At 43.0% G+C, this 18,323-nt stretch carries 16 protein-coding genes; 14 read left to right on the top strand and 2 right to left on the bottom strand.

Features of this window, described 5'->3' with window-relative positions:
- Positions 1 to 32 precede the first annotated feature (32 nt).
- The gene (recG, locus tag K1J10_RS00535) at positions 33 to 2,048 is read left to right on the top strand and encodes an ATP-dependent DNA helicase RecG (protein WP_223355531.1); all 2,016 of its coding nucleotides are present in this window, start codon (positions 33 to 35) and stop codon (positions 2,046 to 2,048) included.
- Between the two features lie 360 nt (positions 2,049 to 2,408).
- On the opposite strand, the gene K1J10_RS00530 is transcribed toward recG, so the two are convergent.
- On the bottom strand, positions 2,409 to 3,371 hold the full coding sequence (locus K1J10_RS00530; protein ID WP_223355530.1) for an asparaginase: 963 nt from the start codon (positions 3,369 to 3,371) through the stop codon (positions 2,409 to 2,411).
- 64 nt (positions 3,372 to 3,435) lie between these two features.
- On the opposite strand from K1J10_RS00530, the gene K1J10_RS00525 reads away from it, so the two are divergent.
- The gene (locus K1J10_RS00525; RefSeq protein WP_223355529.1) at positions 3,436 to 4,848 is read left to right on the top strand and encodes a Cof-type HAD-IIB family hydrolase; all 1,413 of its coding nucleotides are present in this window, start codon (positions 3,436 to 3,438) and stop codon (positions 4,846 to 4,848) included.
- A 42-nt stretch (positions 4,849 to 4,890) separates the two neighbouring features.
- On the opposite strand, the gene K1J10_RS00520 is transcribed toward K1J10_RS00525, so the two are convergent.
- Positions 4,891 to 5,343, bottom strand: a complete 453-nt coding sequence (locus K1J10_RS00520; RefSeq protein WP_126404752.1) for a universal stress protein — start codon at positions 5,341 to 5,343, stop codon at positions 4,891 to 4,893.
- A gap of 214 nt (positions 5,344 to 5,557) precedes the next feature.
- Between K1J10_RS00520 and K1J10_RS00515 the strand changes: the two genes are divergently transcribed.
- The 12 genes from K1J10_RS00515 to K1J10_RS00460 all read left to right on the top strand — a co-directional run bounded on the left by K1J10_RS00515 (position 5,558) and on the right by K1J10_RS00460 (position 18,301).
- Positions 5,558 to 6,772 (top strand): pyridoxal phosphate-dependent aminotransferase, encoded by a 1,215-nt coding sequence (locus tag K1J10_RS00515; RefSeq protein ID WP_126404751.1) that lies wholly within the window; start codon positions 5,558 to 5,560, stop codon positions 6,770 to 6,772.
- Between the two features lie 184 nt (positions 6,773 to 6,956).
- The gene (gene codY / locus K1J10_RS00510; protein ID WP_223355528.1) at positions 6,957 to 7,745 is read left to right on the top strand and encodes a GTP-sensing pleiotropic transcriptional regulator CodY; all 789 of its coding nucleotides are present in this window, start codon (positions 6,957 to 6,959) and stop codon (positions 7,743 to 7,745) included.
- Complete coding sequence (locus tag K1J10_RS00505) at positions 7,745 to 8,320, top strand: cysteine hydrolase family protein (protein WP_223355527.1); 576 nt, start codon at positions 7,745 to 7,747, stop codon at positions 8,318 to 8,320. Before codY ends, K1J10_RS00505 begins: the two co-directional genes overlap by 1 nt.
- A gap of 116 nt (positions 8,321 to 8,436) precedes the next feature.
- The gene (locus tag K1J10_RS00500; RefSeq protein ID WP_223355526.1) at positions 8,437 to 9,645 is read left to right on the top strand and encodes a glycosyltransferase family 8 protein; all 1,209 of its coding nucleotides are present in this window, start codon (positions 8,437 to 8,439) and stop codon (positions 9,643 to 9,645) included.
- A gap of 3 nt (positions 9,646 to 9,648) precedes the next feature.
- Positions 9,649 to 10,530: a glycosyltransferase family 2 protein gene (locus tag K1J10_RS00495; protein WP_195563336.1), complete on the top strand. Its 882-nt coding sequence runs from the start codon at positions 9,649 to 9,651 to the stop codon at positions 10,528 to 10,530.
- A 38-nt stretch (positions 10,531 to 10,568) separates the two neighbouring features.
- Positions 10,569 to 11,852, top strand: coding sequence for an accessory Sec system glycosyltransferase GtfB (locus tag K1J10_RS00490; RefSeq protein WP_223355525.1), 1,284 nt, complete (start codon positions 10,569 to 10,571; stop codon positions 11,850 to 11,852).
- The gene (locus tag K1J10_RS00485) at positions 11,849 to 13,342 is read left to right on the top strand and encodes a glycosyltransferase (RefSeq protein ID WP_223355524.1); all 1,494 of its coding nucleotides are present in this window, start codon (positions 11,849 to 11,851) and stop codon (positions 13,340 to 13,342) included. The genes K1J10_RS00490 and K1J10_RS00485 overlap by 4 nt, the downstream gene beginning before the upstream one ends.
- A 119-nt stretch (positions 13,343 to 13,461) precedes the next feature.
- Positions 13,462 to 13,764, top strand: coding sequence for an Asp-tRNA(Asn)/Glu-tRNA(Gln) amidotransferase subunit GatC (gene gatC, locus K1J10_RS00480; protein WP_002884769.1), 303 nt, complete (start codon positions 13,462 to 13,464; stop codon positions 13,762 to 13,764).
- Positions 13,764 to 15,230 carry an Asp-tRNA(Asn)/Glu-tRNA(Gln) amidotransferase subunit GatA gene (gatA, locus tag K1J10_RS00475; RefSeq protein ID WP_223355523.1) on the top strand — a complete coding sequence of 489 codons (1,467 nt, stop codon included), beginning with the start codon at positions 13,764 to 13,766 and terminating at the stop codon, positions 15,228 to 15,230. Before gatC ends, gatA begins: the two co-directional genes overlap by 1 nt.
- Entirely contained in the window at positions 15,230 to 16,672 is a 1,443-nt protein-coding gene (gatB, locus tag K1J10_RS00470) for an Asp-tRNA(Asn)/Glu-tRNA(Gln) amidotransferase subunit GatB (RefSeq protein WP_223355522.1), read from the top strand. Before gatA ends, gatB begins: the two co-directional genes overlap by 1 nt.
- Before the next feature lie 99 nt (positions 16,673 to 16,771).
- Complete coding sequence (locus K1J10_RS00465; RefSeq protein ID WP_223355521.1) at positions 16,772 to 17,152, top strand: hypothetical protein; 381 nt, start codon at positions 16,772 to 16,774, stop codon at positions 17,150 to 17,152.
- A gap of 108 nt (positions 17,153 to 17,260) precedes the next feature.
- Positions 17,261 to 18,301, top strand: a complete 1,041-nt coding sequence (locus K1J10_RS00460; protein WP_061564287.1) for a 2,3-butanediol dehydrogenase — start codon at positions 17,261 to 17,263, stop codon at positions 18,299 to 18,301.
- Positions 18,302 to 18,323 lie beyond the last annotated feature (22 nt).

Below are 18,323 nucleotides of genomic sequence, written 5' to 3'. Positions count from 1 at the left end.
TCCCAGCCTCCTTTCTTATCTAGGAGGAATGAATGAACTTACACCAACCACTATCTGTCCTACCAGGAATTGGACCAAAATCAGCAGAGAAATACAAGAAATTGGGTATCGAAACGGTTGAAGATCTCTTACTTTACTTCCCATTTCGGTATGAAGATTTTAAATCAAAAAATGTTTTAGACCTGGAAGATGGAGAAAAAGCAGTTGTTTCTGGACTTGTCGCTACTCCAGCCAATGTCCAATACTATGGTTACAAGCGTAACCGTCTTCGTTTCACTATTAAACAAGGGGAGCTGGTCCTAGCAGTTAGTTTCTTTAACCAGCCCTATCTAGCGGACAAGATTGAACTGGGGCAAACGGTGGCTGTCTTTGGTAAATGGGACAAAGCCAAGGGAGCCTTGACAGGAATGAAACTGTTAGCGCAAGTTGAAGATGACCTCCAACCGGTCTACCGCTTGTCTCAAGGGGTGAGTCAGTCTGCCCTGGTAAAGGTCATTAAAACGGCTTTTGAAGCCGGATTGGATCAACTGTTGGAAGAAAATCTCCCCCAAATCTTAATGGACAAGTATCATCTGCTTTCTCGCAGACAAGCAGTCAGAGCCATGCATTTTCCCAAGGATCTTGAGGAATACAAGCAGGCTCTGAGACGAGTAAAATTTGAAGAACTGCTCTTTTTCCAATTGCAACTGCAGGTCTTGAAGGAAGAAAATCGTTCTGTTGGACAGGGAATCGTGCTGGATTGGGATGAGAAGAAGCTAAAAGCTCTTCAAGCTAGTCTTCCCTTTGCTTTGACAGAAGCCCAGGAGAGAAGTCTGAGCGAAATTCTAGCAGATATGCGTTCTCCTTACCACATGAATCGTCTCTTGCAAGGGGACGTTGGAAGTGGAAAAACCGTCGTTGCTGGATTAGCCATGTATGCTGCTGTGACAGCTGGCAAACAAGCGGCCTTGATGGTACCGACAGAAATTTTGGCCGAGCAACATTTACAAAGTTTGACATCTCTTTTTTCTAACCTTAGAATCCTTCTTTTGACAGGAAGTTTAAAAGCTGCGGAGAGACGAGAACGGTTGGATTTGATTAAGTCAGGGCAAGTGGACCTTGTTGTGGGAACCCATGCCTTGATTCAGGAGGGGGTTCATTTTCATGATTTAGGCTTGATCATTATTGATGAGCAGCACCGTTTTGGTGTGGCCCAAAGACGGATCCTGCGTGAAAAAGGCCAAAATCCGGATGTCTTGATGATGACAGCGACCCCAATCCCTCGGACCCTGGCAATCACTGCTTTTGGAGATATGGACGTTTCCATCATCGATCAAATGCCAGCTGGTCGAAAAGAAATCATCACCCGATGGGTCAAGCACCAACAGTTAAACTTGGTTTTGGATTGGCTGGTCAAAGAAATTCAAAAAGGTTCCCAAGCCTATGTTATTTCTCCTTTGATTGAAGAATCTGAAGCCTTGGACCTCAAAAACGCTATTGCCTTAGAGGAAGAATTGATTGCTTACTTCGGGGATCGTGTCCGTATTGCCCTCCTCCATGGTAAGATGAAGGGGGAAGAAAAAGACGCCATTATGCAAGCCTTTAAGCAAGGAGAAATTGACTTACTAGTTTCTACAACTGTTATCGAGGTTGGAGTTAATGTTCCCAATGCCACCGTCATGATTATCATGGATGCAGACCGCTTTGGATTGAGCCAATTGCACCAGCTGAGAGGTCGGGTAGGACGTGGTGATAAGCAGTCTTACGCAGTATTAGTTGCCAATCCTAAAACAGAATCAGGCAAGCGTCGAATGAAAATCATGACCGAAACAACCAATGGGTTTGTCTTGGCAGAAGAAGACCTCAAGCTACGAGGCTCTGGGGAAATCTTTGGAACGCGTCAATCAGGTATACCAGAATTTCAAGTGGCCAACCTCATTGAAGATTATCCGATTTTAGAGGAAGCGCGAAAGGTAGCTGTTCAAGTGGTGACAACTCCTAATTGGCGAGAGCATCCAGACTGGCACTGTCTGTCTCTGCATTTGGAACAGAAAGAACACCTGGATTAAGAAGTGATAAGAAAAAGAGGCTAGGACAAAAGTCCGGCCTCTCAATTATCTTTGGATTGTCGAGCAAACCGCAGTGGTTGAGCGGGCTCTACTACGCTGATTTCATCAGCTTTTACAGCCTTACTCAACTGTGCGGAGGTGGGACGACGAAATCGAATTCTAACGAATTACTGATTTCTTTCCTACTCTCTTTTTATCTTTTTTTAAGTTTGTGGACCTATAATCGTAAAAAACAGAAAAGAGGTCCTAGCTATGCGAACCATGTTGAAATTTATTTTGTCAGTCATTATCTCAGTCCACCAAAGCTATTTTTAAATTCAAAAGGCGGATGTATCAACCATCACGCCTTCTATTCTTATTTTAACCTTCCATATAATCTCTTAATTCTTTATCTTTTAAGCCAGCATTGATTGCGATCAAGAGTTTTAGCCGAGCCTTGGCGGCATTGAGCTCTTTGACAAAGAAGATGCCGTGCTCGTGAAGTTGAACTCCGCCACCGTCGTAGGCATAAACTGGTTCCGCAATCCCATTGAAGCAACGAGAAACTAAAGCAATGGGGAGGCCAGACTCTTGAAACTCAAAGAGTTTTTCCGCAACCTCCCTAGGAAGATTTCCTGCACCAAAGGCTTCGATAATTAAGCCATCCATTTGTCGAACATCTAGCATATCAAGAAGGTCTGTCTTCATGCCAGCATAGGCAGAAACAATGGGGACGACTCCCTTAATCTCTTGCAAATCAAATCGAACACGAGGTTCAGCTGTTTTGAAATAGAGAACTTCTTTTTTCATGACCAAGCCTAGAGGACCGTGAGTTGGTGTTTGAAAAGTACTGACATTGGTTGTATGGGTTTTGGTCACGTACTTGGCTGCATGGACTTCGTCATTCATCACGACCAAAACACCCTTGTCTTGTGATTTGGGATCTGCCGCGACCCGGATGGCAGTCAGATAGTTATAGACGCCATCACTCCCTAATTCGTTGGAGCTTCTCATGGCTCCTGTCAGGACTACCGAAATAGTTGGCAAGTCCATGGTATCTAGAAAGTAGGCTGTTTCTTCAAGAGTATCGGTACCGTGGGTGATGACAATCCCATCATACTGGGAAGCCTCTTTCTGAATCTTATGATAAAGTTGCAACATGTGCTGAGGAGTTACATGAGGGCTAGGTAAATTAAAAAAATCTTCTGAAGTAAGCTCAATCCCTGCCAGTGACAGATCAATATGGTTCATGGGGTTGGATGAATTGGTCACGACAGCTCCAGTGGCATCCGCCTGCATGGAGATGGTCCCTCCTGTATGAAGGGCCAAAATTTTCTTAATCATGTGTGTCTCCTTAGAATGTGTGTTATAATTTATTGTATCATAAAACGGAAAGAAAGCAGTTATCATGGAAATAAAAGCGGTCTTTTTTGACATTGACGGAACCTTGGTCAATGATAGTAGAATGGTTTTAAAGTCGACCGAAAAAGCCATTCGCGCCTTAAAGGAACAAGGAATTTTTGTTGGTTTGGCAACAGGGAGAGGCCCCTTCTTTGTCCGTCCTTTTATAGAGCGTTATGACTTTGATTTTGCGGTCACCTATAATGGTCAGTATATTTTTACCAAGGACAAGGTCTTATCTGCTTCTCCAATTGATAAGAATAATCTTCGTCACTTGATTGACTATGCAAAGAAACATTGCATCGAAATCGCCTTAGGAACAGAAGATGGAGTTGAAGGTTCGCGCATTATGAGTTTTGGTCTGAGTCCGATTTCTCTATGGTCTGCACGATTTGTACCAAAAGGCTTTTCGAAGGCAGTTAGTCAAGGCTTCAACAAGGTGGTTAGCAAGGTTGTCCCTCAGGACCAAAAGCAACTGCAACAAATTGCTCAAGGACCAGTTTATCAGGTTCTCTTATTAGCTAGTCCTAAAGACACTCAAAAAGTTGAGCAAGCTTTTCCTGATTTAAAATTTACGCGTTCCAGTCCCTTTGCGGCAGATGTTATCAACCCTGGTAACTCAAAAATGGAGGGGATTCGGATTGTAGGAGAAGAATTTGGCTTCTCGATGGACCAAGTTATGGCCTTTGGAGATTCGGATAATGACTTAGAGATGCTTTCGGGTGTCGGTCTGTCGATTGCGATGGGGAATGGGACAAGCAAGGTTAAAGAAGTAGCTCAGCATACGACGACCAGTAATACCAAAGATGGGATCAAAAAAGCGCTGGAACATTTTGGTATTATCACGGATCAGTCACTTTTTGTTAGTCGCGATGACCACTTTAATAAGGTCAAAGCCTTTCATCAACTCATGGATGGTCAAACCCAGGAAGAACCAAAGGCCTGGGACAATCAAGAGGCTCTTTACCGAACCATGTTTAAGCAGGAAGAACTGGTTGAATTTATCCGCGCGGCTAGCAAAGATGAAGCAACCTTTGATCGTTCAATTGAAAGCTTGCATCAAGCCCTAGATGAGGCAGCTAATAAGGTTCGTAGCAAACATCCAGCTGAGATCTCCTTGGTGGGGCAGGTTGATGCCTTGATTGATACGCTGTATCTGACTTATGGTAGTTTTGTTCTAATGGGGGTTGATCCTGAAGAGGTCTTTGAGATTGTTCACCGCGCCAATATGGGGAAAATTTTCCCAGATGGTCAGGCACACTTTGATGAAGTCACGCATAAAATTTTAAAACCAGACGACTGGGAAGAAAAGTATGCACCTGAGCCAGCCATTCAAAAAGAGCTGGAACGGCAAATCAAAGCTTATCAAAAACATTGCTCTGAAAAAACAGTAGAATCTGAGGAAACTAAAAAGGTGTGAGGAAATTCATTCTCCTTCACACCTTTTTGTTTTTTATAAAGTTTATAAGGTCTTTTCTGACTCACGAACCACTAACAAATCGACATTGGCATGGCGGAGGATATATTCAGAAGAAGAACCAACTAGTAAACGTTCAAAAGCATTTAGACCAGTCGCCCCAACCATGATGAGGTCAACACCTTCTGCTTCTGGGATATCAGTTGCTAAGAGGACTTTTGGATTTCCCATTTCAACCACCGAAGCAATATCTTGGACGCCAGCTTCTTTTGCACGCTTGATATACCCTTCTAATAGTTCATTGGCTTCTGTTTGGAATCCTTCATACACCTCGGCATCAAAGCTAGAGACACTTTGTAAAGCACGTGTATCAACGACATGAGCAAGGGTAAGTTTAGAACCGTTTCGCAACGCAACATTGACCCCCTTCTCAAAAGCGAGTTCAGCTTCGCGAGATCCATCAACTGCAACCATGATGTTTTCGTATTTTTGAGACATGTTCCGTCCTCCTTTACTGCTTGAAAAACGTGAAAATGAAATGGATGAACCCATTTATGTTACCTATAATTATATTTTAAACCTTTTACCATAGAAAGTAAAGGTCAAATCAGATATCTATAGGATTTCATCGAAAATGAAAGAGGTTGCTTAGTTGTACTCGAGATTAACTAGTGGTATAATGGAAGCAGTTTGATAAAGTGAGGAAAAAATCATGAAAGAATACAATAAGTCCGTCAAACTGGAGCACGTCGCTTACGATATTCGTGGTCCAGTCTTAGAAGAAGCGATGCGCATGCGGGCAAACGGGGAGAAAATCCTTCGCTTAAATACAGGAAATCCGGCTGAATTTGGGTTTACAGCTCCCGACGAAGTCATTCATGATTTGATTATGAATGCTCGGGATAGTGAAGGGTATTCGGATTCAAAAGGAATTTTTTCTGCTCGTAAGGCCATTATGCAGTATAGCCAATTGAAAAAGATTCCGAATGTTGAGATTGATGATATCTATATCGGAAATGGTGTTAGTGAGCTAATCGTGATGTCTATGCAAGGCTTGCTGGATAATGGGGATGAAGTACTTGTACCAATGCCAGACTATCCTCTTTGGACAGCAGCGGTCAGCCTAGCAGGTGGTAATGCAGTGCACTATGTCTGTGATGAAGAGGCTGAGTGGTATCCTGATATTGATGATATCAAGTCAAAAATCACATCGAACACTAAGGCTATCGTCGTGATCAACCCTAACAACCCGACCGGAGCTCTTTATCCAGATGAGGTGTTGTTGGAAATTGTCGAGATTGCTCGCCAACATGGCTTGATTATCTTTGCAGATGAAATCTATGATCGCTTGGTCATGGATGGTGCCAAACACACAGCCATTGCTAGTCTCGCGCCAGATTTATTCTGTGTCAGCATGAACGGTTTGTCCAAATCACACCGCATCGCGGGCTTCCGTGTCGGCTGGATGGTCTTGTCTGGACCAAAACACCACGTGAAGGGCTATATCGAAGGTTTGAACATGCTTTCTAATATGCGCCTGTGTTCAAACGTCTTGGCCCAACAAGTGGTACAGACTTCTTTGGGAGGCTACCAGTCAGTGGATGAGCTCTTGCTCCCAGGTGGTCGAATTTACGAACAACGGAACTTTATCTACAAGGCCATCAATGATATTCCAGGACTTTCAGCTGTCAAACCAAAAGCTGGTCTCTATATCTTCCCTAAGATTGATCGCGAGATGTATCGAGTGGATGATGATGAGCAGTTTGTCTTGAATTTCTTGAAACAAGAAAAGGTTCTCTTGGTTCACGGACGTGGATTCAACTGGAAAGAGCCAGATCATTTCCGGATTGTTTACCTTCCACGAGTGGAAGAATTGGCTCAAATTCAAGAGAAGATGACCCGTTTCTTAAAACAATACAAACGATAAGAGTAAGAGAAATCGCTAATAGGCGGTTTCTTTTTTTGAATGAATCTAGCGAATATTTTGTTACATAAGCCTAATTTTTCAGAATTGAATAGAATTGTAGAAAAAATAAATAATTTTCAGATAATTTGATTGAAATTCCCTCACTTATATGATATACTTTAGCTGACTACATGCGAGGTTTATTATGGCTAAATTATTAGAAAAAACGAGAAAAATTACATCTATCTTGAAACGTTCTGAAGAACAGTTGCAAGATGAAATGCCTTATAATGCAATTGCCCGTCAACTGGCTGATATCATTCATTGTAACGCTTGTATTATTAATAGCAAGGGAACTCTTCTAGGTTATTTCATGCGCTACAAGACGAATAATGACCGGGTTGAGGCTTTTTTTGACAATAAAAAATTACCGGAAGATTATGCTAAAGCAGCTAGTTTAGTCTATGAAACAGAAGCAAACCTTCCTATCGAACATGATTTGACCGTCTTTCCGGTAGAGACCAAGTCTGAATTTCCTGATGGCTTAACGACCATTGCACCCATTCATGTTTCTGGGATTCGTTTGGGATCTTTGATTATCTGGCGCAATGATAAAGAGTTTGACGATGATGATTTGATCTTGGTTGAGATTGCTAGTACTGTAGTTGGGATTCAAATGTTGAACTTCCAACGAGAGGAAGATGAGAAAAACATTCGTCGCCGGACAGCGGTCAATATGGCTGTTAATACCTTGTCTTACTCTGAACTGCGGGCGGTTTCCGCTATCCTTAGTGAATTGAAAGGTAATGAAGGGCAGTTGACAGCGTCTATTATTGCGGATCGGATTGGCATTACTCGCTCAGTGATTGTCAATGCACTTCGGAAGTTGGAGTCAGCAGGAATTATTGAAAGTCGTTCGCTTGGGATGAAGGGAACTTATCTCAAGGTGTTGATTCCAGATATCTTTGAGGAAATTAAGAAAAGAGACTACTAATGAACAAAGCATTGATTTCAATTGATTACACAGTTGATTTTGTCGCAGATGATGGAAAACTGACCGCTGGAGCGCCTGCCCAGGCTATTTCAGAAACTATTGCTCAAGTGACAGAGGAAGCTTTTAAGCAGGGAGCTTATGTCTTCTTTGCTATTGATGGCCACGATTTGGACGATCCTTTTCATCCGGAAAGTAAACTATTTCCCCCTCACAATATTATGGGGACTACTGGTCGTCATCTTTATGGGCCTTTGGCTAATTTTTTCAAGGATTATCAGTCAGATGCTCGTGTCTTTTGGATGGACAAACGTCATTATTCTGCCTTTTCAGGGACTGATTTGGACATCCGCTTACGAGAGCGGGGAGTGGATACTGTCATTTTGACAGGGGTTTTGACGGATATCTGTGTTCTCCATACAGCTATTGATGCCTATAATCTGGGCTATCAGATTCAAGTAGTGGAGTCTGCTGTAGCCTCCCTAACAGTAGAGAATCATCAATTTGCTCTGAATCATTTTAAATACGTTTTAGGTGCAACACTAGTAGATGAGAAACTAAACAAAATCAAAGACTAACGATTGATTTGTAAGATAGTATCAGATGAAGAATCTGATACTATTTTTTAGGAGCTAGCCATTGTTTTGTAACTCCAAAAATGATATTCTTAAGGGTGTTTAAGAAGGAGAAATGAATGAGTAGAAAAGCAGTTGTCTTTGTAGCAGAGTTATCCTATATGGAAAAATTAGAAATTGCTATCAAATCACTTTGTGCCCATCATCGCCACTTAAAAATCTATGTACTGAATGAGAATATCCCTACAGAGTGGTTTCAACTGATGAATCATCGTTTGGCAACCATTGACTCAGAGATTTTGAACTGTCGGGTTGCTGCGGAGAGTTTCAAACAGTTCTCACTTCCAAGCTCGCATCTTCATTATGCGACCTTTTTCCGTTATTGCATCCCAGAATTAGTCGAAGAAGATCGTGTTCTCTATTTGGATTGTGATATGATTGTGACGAAATCTCTATCAGACTTATTTGAAGTAGATTTAGATGGCTGTGGGTTAGGAGCGGTAGAGGATCGTCCGACAACAAGAGAGGGCTTCAATGCCGGACTACTCGTATTGGACTTGGCTTGGTGGCGTGATCACCAGACGACTCAAGCTCTCTTTGACTTGACCAAGGAGCATCACCAGCATGTCTATGGAGATCAAGGAATTTTGAATCACTACTTCAAGGATGCTTGGCTTCGCCTGCCTTTAACCTATAACCTTCAAGTGGGATCGGATAAGGATCAGCATCAGTATGGGGACTTAGCCTGGTATGATGAGTTTCAAGGCCTTCCAGCAGTCATTCATTATACATCTCATAATAAGCCTTGGACAGCTAAACGATTCAATCGTTTCAGAGAGATTTGGTGGTTCTATTATGCTTTATCTTGGGAAGATAACTTATTAAGAAAGCCACTCATGCAGCAGCGCTTGGAAGATCTAATAGGGGAATTCCCCTATCATACTGCTGTCTATACTCATTCAGCAGATTTACATGAGGTAGAGCTTCTATTGAAGGCCTTTCCAGATGTAGCTTTTCATGTATTGGCGCACACCCATTTTGGTTTTGGCTTGATTCAGCTGGAACGGTATCCAAATTTAATCCTTTATCCCGCCTTTGATCCTTTGACGAGCCGCAAGGTCCTAGAAAAAATCGATTTTTATTTGGATATCAATCCATATGGAGAAGTGGACCAAATTACTCAAAAAATCCACCAGTTGGGCAAGCCGATTTATTCCTTTGTTAGTACCAATCATGATCAGACTGGGCAAAATCACCTTTTTGAAGACCAGCAAGTAGATCAGATGATTGAAGCTATCCGCCAATATCTAAAGATAGTTGAGAAATAGAAGATGGAAAAAAAAGAAGTCATTAGTATTGTGATTCCCATTTACAATGTGGAAAAGTATCTGAGCCAGTGTCTTGAGACTGTTGTGACCCAAACCTATCCTCATTTGGAGATTATCTTGGTCAATGATGGGTCTCCTGACCAATCAGAAGCTATCTGTAAGGAGTTTTTTAAGAAGGATACTCGTATTCGCTACATCCGCCAAGAAAATGGTGGCTTATCTGCTGCAAGAAATGCGGGGATTGATTTAGCAACAGGGGACTATATTACCTTTATCGACCCAGATGATTGGGTAACGGAAGACTATATTGAAACCCTCTATAACCAATTAATAAAATATGAGGCCGATATCTCCATTGGGAACTACAATTTATATGATGAATCGAGAAGCAAGTACCTCATTAAAGTGACGGAAGAGACCTACTCAGAAGCGGTGTATGAGGGGCGGGAGATTATCGACCAAGACGCTGTCCAGGAAACCAAGGACATGGCTTGGGCCTGTGCCATGATGAAGCTCTACAAGCTTTCTCTCTTTGACGACCTTCGTTTTCCCCTTGGGAAAAATGTAGAGGATAATTTCTTGATGTATAAGTTGTTGCTGAAGGCTGAGCGTGTCATTCATACAGAGAAGTGTATCTACTGGTATCGAGTTGGCAGAGAGGACACCCTATCTCAGGTCTGGACTGAGAAGCGTGTCTCAGATGAGATGGAAGCTAAAAATGAAAAACTGGCCCTTTTAGGAATGATGGGGTATGATTTGACTTGGCATCGTTATATCTACAAGACGAGGTTGAAACGAGCGATTGAAAAGCTTGAAGAAGCCCAGCTACAAGAAACAGAAACCTATCAACGTGCCCGTATGAACTTAGGTTTGTTGGAGCCCTAAATTCTTAGTTAGTGGGCTTCTTTTTAGAAAGGATTCTTATGCTAGTCATTGCACCAGAAAATAGTAGAGAGCTGGAAAAAGTCAGAAAGCTACTGGCTATCTTGGGTCAGTCTTATCAGGTTCTGTTTACCAATTTAGAAACAGATTTGGGTCTGGGAGAAGCTAGCTTGGTTTCCCTCTTGACCTATACAGATCCCAGCTCTAGAGAGGGCAAGCCCCTCTTTTTCAATGACCTACCTGTTCCTGCCTATTGGGAGCCGTGGACCATGGGGATTACGACCTATATTTTTGATGGTCAGAAACGACGTGGAAATATAATCTTACGAAAAGATATCCAATCACGAACTGTAGAGCGTGTGGAGTGGTTGGGTGAGGGGGATACTGTTCTGACCGTTGAGGATTACAATCGTTATGGTTGGAGAAGCCGTCAACGACTGTTGGAAGAAGATGGACAAACCTACCTGGAAATTTACTACAATCGAAATCAGGAAGAGGTCTTGCATCATTTTGTCAAAAAGGGGTATTTCCTCTATCAGACAAAGTCTGGTCGAGATCAGCTTTATGCCAATGAGGAGGAATTGAGACGAGCCCTATTAGATAAGGTCCTTTCTGGTCAGGAACCCCTTATCTGTTTGGATTCGAAGGTAGTTCCCCTTCTACAAGAACTTAGAAAGGAAGACCTCATTTTTTGCAGTCCTCAGCAAGAGAATTTAGACGACCTTCAAAAACAAGTCAAGCAGATTCTCATCTTGAATTACTATGCTCCTGAAGATCGAAACACGGACCTTCACTATGTGGCTGGATTGGTTGATCCCGAGACAATGGCCTTTCAAGCTAAGGCTTTGATCATGACAGCATCAGAAGAGGTAGAAGGCTTGGCCTATTTGGTAGAAAGTCTTCCTGAAGTGGACTTTCATGTTGCAGCCCTGACCAACATGGGACCAAAATTAACGAACCTAAACTCCTTTTCAAATCTCTATCTCCATCCGAATTGTTCAGAGGAGCGTTTCCAGGAGCTATTGGTAAGTTGCTCGCTATATTTGGATTTGAACCAGGGCAAGGAAGTTTTAGCAGCCACCATGAGGGCGATTGAAAATGGACAGTTAATCCTTGGATTAGACACCACTGTTCATTGGGGAGCATATCAAAAATTACCAACTGTCCTGACCTCCGGCGAATTATTACTAGAAAAGATCAAAGAAGTGTTGCAATCACCAGAAGAGTTTACTAGTCGGATTGAGGAACAAAGAGATGTCTTACAATTGGCTAGGAAAGAAGATTTGCTTACACTCTTCAATTGTCGAGAGGAGGTAGCTACATGACCATTTATACCTTTAATCTTTTGGTGGGCTATGAACCAAATGGGGTAGATGTAGCTCAAGCTTCTCGGGCGATCATGCTTCGTCAGTTACAGGAGCCAGCACGATTTGTCTTTACGACCTGGCCCAGTCCTCAGAAGTTAGCCTATTATCTTTCGCTTGGCCACAAGGATGAAGAACTCTTATATGCCTATCTCAGCTTTACGGATCAAGCAACCAATGTTCCTTCTGTCACAGTCGGGGCTCTACAAATGGACTTTCAGTTAACGCGACTAGACTTGGTGAAAAAGACGGAGACGGAGGCACATTACCAGCTTTCTAATAACCAATCGCTGGTCTTTACTTTAGATCCTTATCATAGAGACTGTGTCCGCTATGTTGATTATCTAGTGAGAGGGTCCATTGTAAAACGGGAGTGGTATGGGGCCAAAAAAATGGTTACAGAGTACTTTGTGGGTGGGATCATCGTGCGGCGAACCTATCACCATCAAGATGGCAAAGTAGCTTTTCAAGAAATCAAGCAGGGAGAACAATGGTTTTACCAATTGGGGACAGAAATCTTATTGACCCAAACCCAAGTGTTGGAACGTTTTCTTGCTCGACTTAATCTAGGGAAAGAAGATATCCTCCTGCTTGATCGGGCTTCATTAATGGACTTTACCCGTCCAATTCTTGAGCAAAAGACTTCTGCTCGTTTAGGCTTTGTCTTTCACTCGGAACATGAATTTTTGAATGGTTCTCTTAACTATGAGTACTATTATGTATTTAAATATATGCGACGCTTTGACTTCCTGCTAGTAGCAACAGGACTTCAAAAAGAGGTCTTATTAGAAACTTTTAAAAAGCAAGGTATAGATGTACTTCCTATTTATGTACTTCCTGTTGGACATTTGGATCAGTTACAGCAACCATCGTCCCCGCGCCAACCTCTGAGCATGATGACGGCCTCTCGTCTGGATCCTCGTAAACGAATTGATTTAGCCATTCGAGCGGTTGCTCTAGCCCATCAAAAGGTGCCCAGTTTGCAATTTCATATCTTTGGTAAAGGAGGAGAGGAGCCTACTTTGCGCCAGCTTATTCAAGATCTTTATGCGGATGATTATATCTTGCTTCGAGGGCATGCAGATCTAGATTCTCTCTATCCCCAGTTTCAAGTATATGTCACGACTTCCCAGTGGGAGACCTTTGGATTGACCTTGATGGAGGCGGCCGGAGCAGGGTTAGCCTTGCTCGGCTTTGATGCCCGTTATGGCAATCCAACTTTTATAAAAGAGGGTGAAAATGGCTTTTTGGTACCTTATAGCGAGACAGTGCAAGAAGAACAATTGGTGAAAGAGTTGGCAGACAAGCTGGTCCAGCTCTTTGAAAGTGACCTTGCACCATTTCATCAGGCTTCTTATGACTTGGCTTCTTGCTACCTCGCATCTCATGTCCAGGAACTCTGGAAAGAAACTCTAATAGAGATGGGACAATTAGGTGAAAAAGCAATATAAAATGAAGAATCTGTAGCGACAAAAAAGTCCTACAGATTTTTTCTAAGGCAAGCAAATTGAGCTAAATTATGGTAAAATAGAGGGTATTGAAAAATCATCAATTCACGAAAGGAAGCAAGATGAAAATTACGCAAGAAGAGGTAACCCACGTTGCCAATCTTTCAAAATTGAAATTCTCTCCAGAAGAGACAGCTGAGTTTGCGACAACCTTGTCGAAGATTGTCGACATGGTGGAATTGTTGGAAGAAGTGGACACAACCGGTGTGGCTCCAACAACGACCATGGCGGATCGTAAGACCGTATTGCGTCCGGATGTCGCTGAAAAAGGCACTGACCGCGACCGTTTGTTTAAAAATGTACCTGAAAAAGACAATTACTACATCAAGGTGCCAGCTATCCTAGAAGATGGAGGAGATGCCTAATGTCATTCAATCAAAAAACTATTGAAGAGTTGCACGACCTCCTTGTCTCTAAGGAAATTTCAGCAACCGAATTGACCCAAGCGACACTTGACGATATCAAGGCGCGTGAAGAAGCAGTCAATGCCTTTGTGACGGTGGCTGAAGAAGTGGCCCTTGCACAAGCCAAGGCCATTGATGAAAAAGGAATCGATGCAGATAATCTTCTATCAGGGATTCCACTCGCCGTCAAAGACAATATCTCAACAGATGGCATCTTGACGACTGCGGCATCAAAAATGCTCTATAACTATGAGCCCATCTTTGATGCGACAGCGGTTGCTAATGCCAAGGCAAAAGGGATGATTGTCATCGGAAAGACCAACATGGATGAATTTGCCATGGGGGGATCTGGTGAAACTTCTTACTATGGACCAACCAAGAATGCTTGGGACCACTGCAAGGTTCCTGGTGGATCATCTAGTGGTTCTGCTGTAGCTGTGGCTTCAGGGCAAGTCCGTTTGTCCCTTGGTTCAGATACTGGGGGTTCTATCCGCCAACCGGCTGCCTTTAATGGGATTGTTGGTCTCAAGCCATCCTATGGAACGGTTTCCCGCTTTGGTCTCATTGCCTTTGGTAGCTCATTGGATCAAATTGGTCCTTTTGCACCAACCGTTAAGGAAAATGCCCTCTTGCTCAATGTCATTGCCAGTGAAGATGTCAAAGATTCAACTTCAGCGCCCGTCCGCGTAGCAGATTATACTTCTAAGATCGGTCAAGATATCAAAGGCATGAAGATTGCCCTTCCTAAGGAATACCTTGGGGAAGGGATTGACCCAGAAGTCAAAGAAACGATTCTTAATGCAGCTAAGCACTTTGAAAAATTGGGAGCAACTGTCGAAGAAGTCAGCCTGCCTCATTCTAAATACGGGGTTGCTGTCTACTACATCATCGCTTCATCTGAAGCTTCTTCAAACTTGCAACGTTTTGACGGGATTCGTTATGGTTTCCGTGCGGAAGATGCCAAGAACTTGGATGATATCTACGTGAACACTCGTAGCCAAGGCTTTGGTGATGAAGTCAAACGTCGGATCATGCTGGGAACCTTCAGTTTGTCATCTGGTTACTACGATGCTTACTACAAGAAAGCTGGTCAAGTCCGGACACTTATTATCCAAGACTTCGAAAAAGTCTTTGCGGATTACGATCTCATCCTTGGTCCTACAGCTCCAAGCGTGGCCTTTGATTTGGATTCGCTCAACCATGATCCTGTTGCCATGTACTTGGCGGACTTGTTGACCATTCCAGTTAACTTGGCGGGTCTTCCAGGGATTTCGATTCCTGCAGGATTTGCTCAAGGTCTTCCAGTTGGTTTGCAGTTGATTGGTCCGAAGTATTCGGAAGAGACCATCTACCAAGCTGCAGCTGCCTTTGAAGCAACAACGGATTACTACAAGCAACAACCCCTTATTTTCGGAGGTGACAATTAATGAACTTTGAAACAGTCATCGGACTTGAAGTCCACGTTGAATTGAATACAAACTCAAAAATTTTCTCACCAACCTCTGCTCACTTTGGGAACGAGCAAAATGCCAATACCAATGTGATCGACTGGTCTTTCCCAGGGGTGCTTCCTGTCTTGAACAAGGGTGTTGTGGACGCTGGTATTAAGGCTGCTTTGGCCCTGAATATGGACATCCACCAGCACATGCACTTTGACCGTAAGAACTATTTCTACCCTGATAATCCAAAGGCCTACCAAATTTCGCAATTTGACGAGCCCATCGGTTTCAACGGTTGGATTGAAGTACAATTAGAAGACGGCTCAACTAAGAAAATTGGGATTGAACGGGCCCACTTGGAAGAAGATGCTGGTAAGAATACGCATGGAACAGATGGATTCTCTTATGTAGACCTCAACCGTCAAGGGGTGCCATTGATTGAGATCGTCTCTGAAGCAGATATGCGTTCTCCAGAAGAAGCCTACGCTTATTTGACAGCCCTCAAAGAAGTCATCCAATACACAGGTATTTCAGACGTCAAGATGGAAGAAGGATCGATGCGGGTCGATGCCAACATTTCCCTTCGCCCATACGGCCAAGAGGAATTTGGTACCAAGACGGAGTTGAAAAACTTGAACTCTTTCTCAAACGTCCGTAAAGGTCTTGAATACGAAGTTGAGCGTCAAGCGAAAATCTTGCGTTCAGGTGGGGTCATTCGTCAAGAAACACGCCGTTATGATGAAGCAAATAAGAGCACCATTCTTATGCGTGTCAAAGAAGGAGCAGCGGATTACCGTTACTTCCCAGAACCAGACCTTCCATTGTTTGAAATCTCAGATGAGTGGATCGAGGAAATGCGCACAGAGTTGCCAGAGTTTCCAAAAGACCGTCGTGCTCGCTATGTGGCAGAGCTTGGCTTGTCTGACTATGATGCCAACCAATTGACAGCGACGAAAGTCACTTCTGACTTCTTTGAAGCAGCGGTAGCCCTTGGTGGCGATGCCAAACAAGTGTCTAACTGGCTCCAAGGTGAAGTGGCGCAGTTCTTGAACGCAGAAGGCAAAACGCTGGAAGAAATCCAATTGACACCGGAAAACTTGGTCGAAATGATTGCCATCATCGAAGATGGAACCATTTCATCTAAGATTGCCAAGAAAGTCTTCGTTCATTTGGCGAAAAACGGTGGTGGCGCGCGTGAATACGTCGAAAATGCTGGATTGGTACAGATTTCAGATCCTGAAGTCTTGATTCCTATCATCCACCAAGTCTTTGCAGACAACGAAGCAGCAGTAGCCGACTTCAAGTCAGGGAAGCGTAATGCGGACAAGGCCTTCACCGGCTTCCTCATGAAAGCAACTAAAGGCCAAGCTAACCCACAAGTAGCTCTCAAGTTACTTGCCCAAGAATTGGCTAAGTTGAAAGAAGAGTAATAGAGAAAAAACCAGCCGAGAGGTTGGTTTTTACTATCCATAAAATTGTGTTAGAATAGGAAAGATCATTACATATCAACTGTCATTAGGAGGAGTTACATGAACAAATTTTTAAGAGTCTTATTTGTCCTGGTTATCATCGCCATGTCTGGAGCGATTATCTTCCAGCTCTTCTTTCCATCTTATATGGGAAGTCATTCGGGATATGGTATTTCTGCCGGTTGGCAACGGGAAATTGGGATTTGGAATGTGGCAGTTCTTGTGATTCTCATTGCTGTAAATCTCAAATATGATTGGTTTTATCTTCGTACGGTTTTATTGGCCTTGATTGTTGGTGGCATTGGAATTGGGACGAATCATTTATTTGCTTATCTCAACTATCATTTGCCAGTAAATGCTATTGGAGCTTTTGAAAATTATCTTCTTGTTCTGGGCTGGATTGTCGGTTGGAAATTAGAGTCATCTCGGACCGATAATTAAGATATTAACCGTCTGTTTCTTCTTGACAAAGCTTGTGAAAAGGCTTACAATATGGTTGTCGGGTTTCCTGAAAGGGAATTGCAATTCATGGAAAAATAGGAGAATCATATGGAAACAATGAAAGCTGCTCGCTGGCATGGCAAGAAGGACGTTCGTATCGAAGAAGTAGAAGTCCCTAAAGTACAACCTCATCAAGTAAAGGTTGCGGTCAAATTCACAGGAATCTGTGGGACAGACTTGCATGAATACTTGGATGGGCCAATCTTTATTCCAACAGAGGAGCATGTTTATTCTGGTCAAAAAGCACCCGTTACCCTCGGTCACGAGTTTGCTGGAGAAATTGTTGAGGTTGGAAGCGATGTGACTCGTGTTAAAGTCGGTGATCGTGTGACGATTGAACCAATTTTGGCAAAACACAACTTAATTGGTGACTACAACCTTGATCCAAACTTGAACTTCGTCGGTCTTGCGGCAGATGGTGGGTTTGCTAAATACTGTGTCCTAGATGGAGATTTAGTCCATGTGATTCCAGATAGCTTGAGCTATGAGCAAGCAGCGCTTACAGAACCTGCTGCTGTGGCTGTTTATGCAGTTCGTCAATCTGCTTTGAAAACAGGGGATACAGCTGTTATCTTTGGTTTAGGTCCAATCGGTCTCTTGATCGTGGAAGCCCTTCGTGCAGCAGGTGCTTCAAAAATCTATGCGGTTGAATTGTCTCCTGAACGTCAAGCAAAAGCAGAAGAGCTAGGTGCCATTGTGGTTCGTCCAGAAGAAGGTGAATCAATCGTTGAAGCCATTCATCGCTTGACGGATGGTGGAGCGGATGTGTCTTATGAAGTAACAGGGGTTCCTGTTGTTCTTGGGCAAGCTTTGGCAGCTGTCCATAAGGCTGGTGAGTGTATGGTTGTTTCTATTTGGGAACGCGAAGCCAGCATCAATCCTAATGAATTCGCCATTCAAGAAAAGACTCTTAAAGGGATTATCGCTTATCGCCACATCTTCCCTAAAGTATTGGAATTGATGGAACAAGGCTATTTCTCTGCTGAAAAATTGGTTACCAAGAAAATCAAATTGGAAAACATTGTTCAAGATGGCTTTATCGAATTAACGCAAGATAAATCTCAAATCAAGATTTTGGTTGAGCCGTAAATTAGTATATTTTATGAATAAA

This window comes from Streptococcus australis (assembly GCF_019930045.1).
Classification (GTDB): Bacteria; Bacillota; Bacilli; order Lactobacillales; family Streptococcaceae; genus Streptococcus; species Streptococcus australis_D.
The sequence above is the reverse complement of the archived record's forward strand: the minus strand, read 5'-3'. Positions and strand labels throughout refer to the sequence as shown.

Bases quoted from the DNA above. Each gene is read 5' to 3' on its own strand.
- recG (WP_223355531.1), top strand. From the start codon at position 33: ATGAACTTACACCAACCACTATCTGTCCTACCAGGAATTGGACCAAAA.
- K1J10_RS00530 (WP_223355530.1), bottom strand. From the start codon at position 3,371: ATGATTAAGAAAATTTTGGCCCTTCATACAGGAGGGACCATCTCCATG.
- K1J10_RS00525 (WP_223355529.1), top strand. From the start codon at position 3,436: ATGGAAATAAAAGCGGTCTTTTTTGACATTGACGGAACCTTGGTCAAT.
- K1J10_RS00520 (WP_126404752.1), bottom strand. From the start codon at position 5,343: ATGTCTCAAAAATACGAAAACATCATGGTTGCAGTTGATGGATCTCGC.
- K1J10_RS00515 (WP_126404751.1), top strand. From the start codon at position 5,558: ATGAAAGAATACAATAAGTCCGTCAAACTGGAGCACGTCGCTTACGAT.
- codY (WP_223355528.1), top strand. From the start codon at position 6,957: ATGGCTAAATTATTAGAAAAAACGAGAAAAATTACATCTATCTTGAAA.
- K1J10_RS00505 (WP_223355527.1), top strand. From the start codon at position 7,745: ATGAACAAAGCATTGATTTCAATTGATTACACAGTTGATTTTGTCGCA.
- K1J10_RS00500 (WP_223355526.1), top strand. From the start codon at position 8,437: ATGAGTAGAAAAGCAGTTGTCTTTGTAGCAGAGTTATCCTATATGGAA.
- K1J10_RS00495 (WP_195563336.1), top strand. From the start codon at position 9,649: ATGGAAAAAAAAGAAGTCATTAGTATTGTGATTCCCATTTACAATGTG.
- K1J10_RS00490 (WP_223355525.1), top strand. From the start codon at position 10,569: ATGCTAGTCATTGCACCAGAAAATAGTAGAGAGCTGGAAAAAGTCAGA.
- K1J10_RS00485 (WP_223355524.1), top strand. From the start codon at position 11,849: ATGACCATTTATACCTTTAATCTTTTGGTGGGCTATGAACCAAATGGG.
- gatC (WP_002884769.1), top strand. From the start codon at position 13,462: ATGAAAATTACGCAAGAAGAGGTAACCCACGTTGCCAATCTTTCAAAA.
- gatA (WP_223355523.1), top strand. From the start codon at position 13,764: ATGTCATTCAATCAAAAAACTATTGAAGAGTTGCACGACCTCCTTGTC.
- gatB (WP_223355522.1), top strand. From the start codon at position 15,230: ATGAACTTTGAAACAGTCATCGGACTTGAAGTCCACGTTGAATTGAAT.
- K1J10_RS00465 (WP_223355521.1), top strand. From the start codon at position 16,772: ATGAACAAATTTTTAAGAGTCTTATTTGTCCTGGTTATCATCGCCATG.
- K1J10_RS00460 (WP_061564287.1), top strand. From the start codon at position 17,261: ATGGAAACAATGAAAGCTGCTCGCTGGCATGGCAAGAAGGACGTTCGT.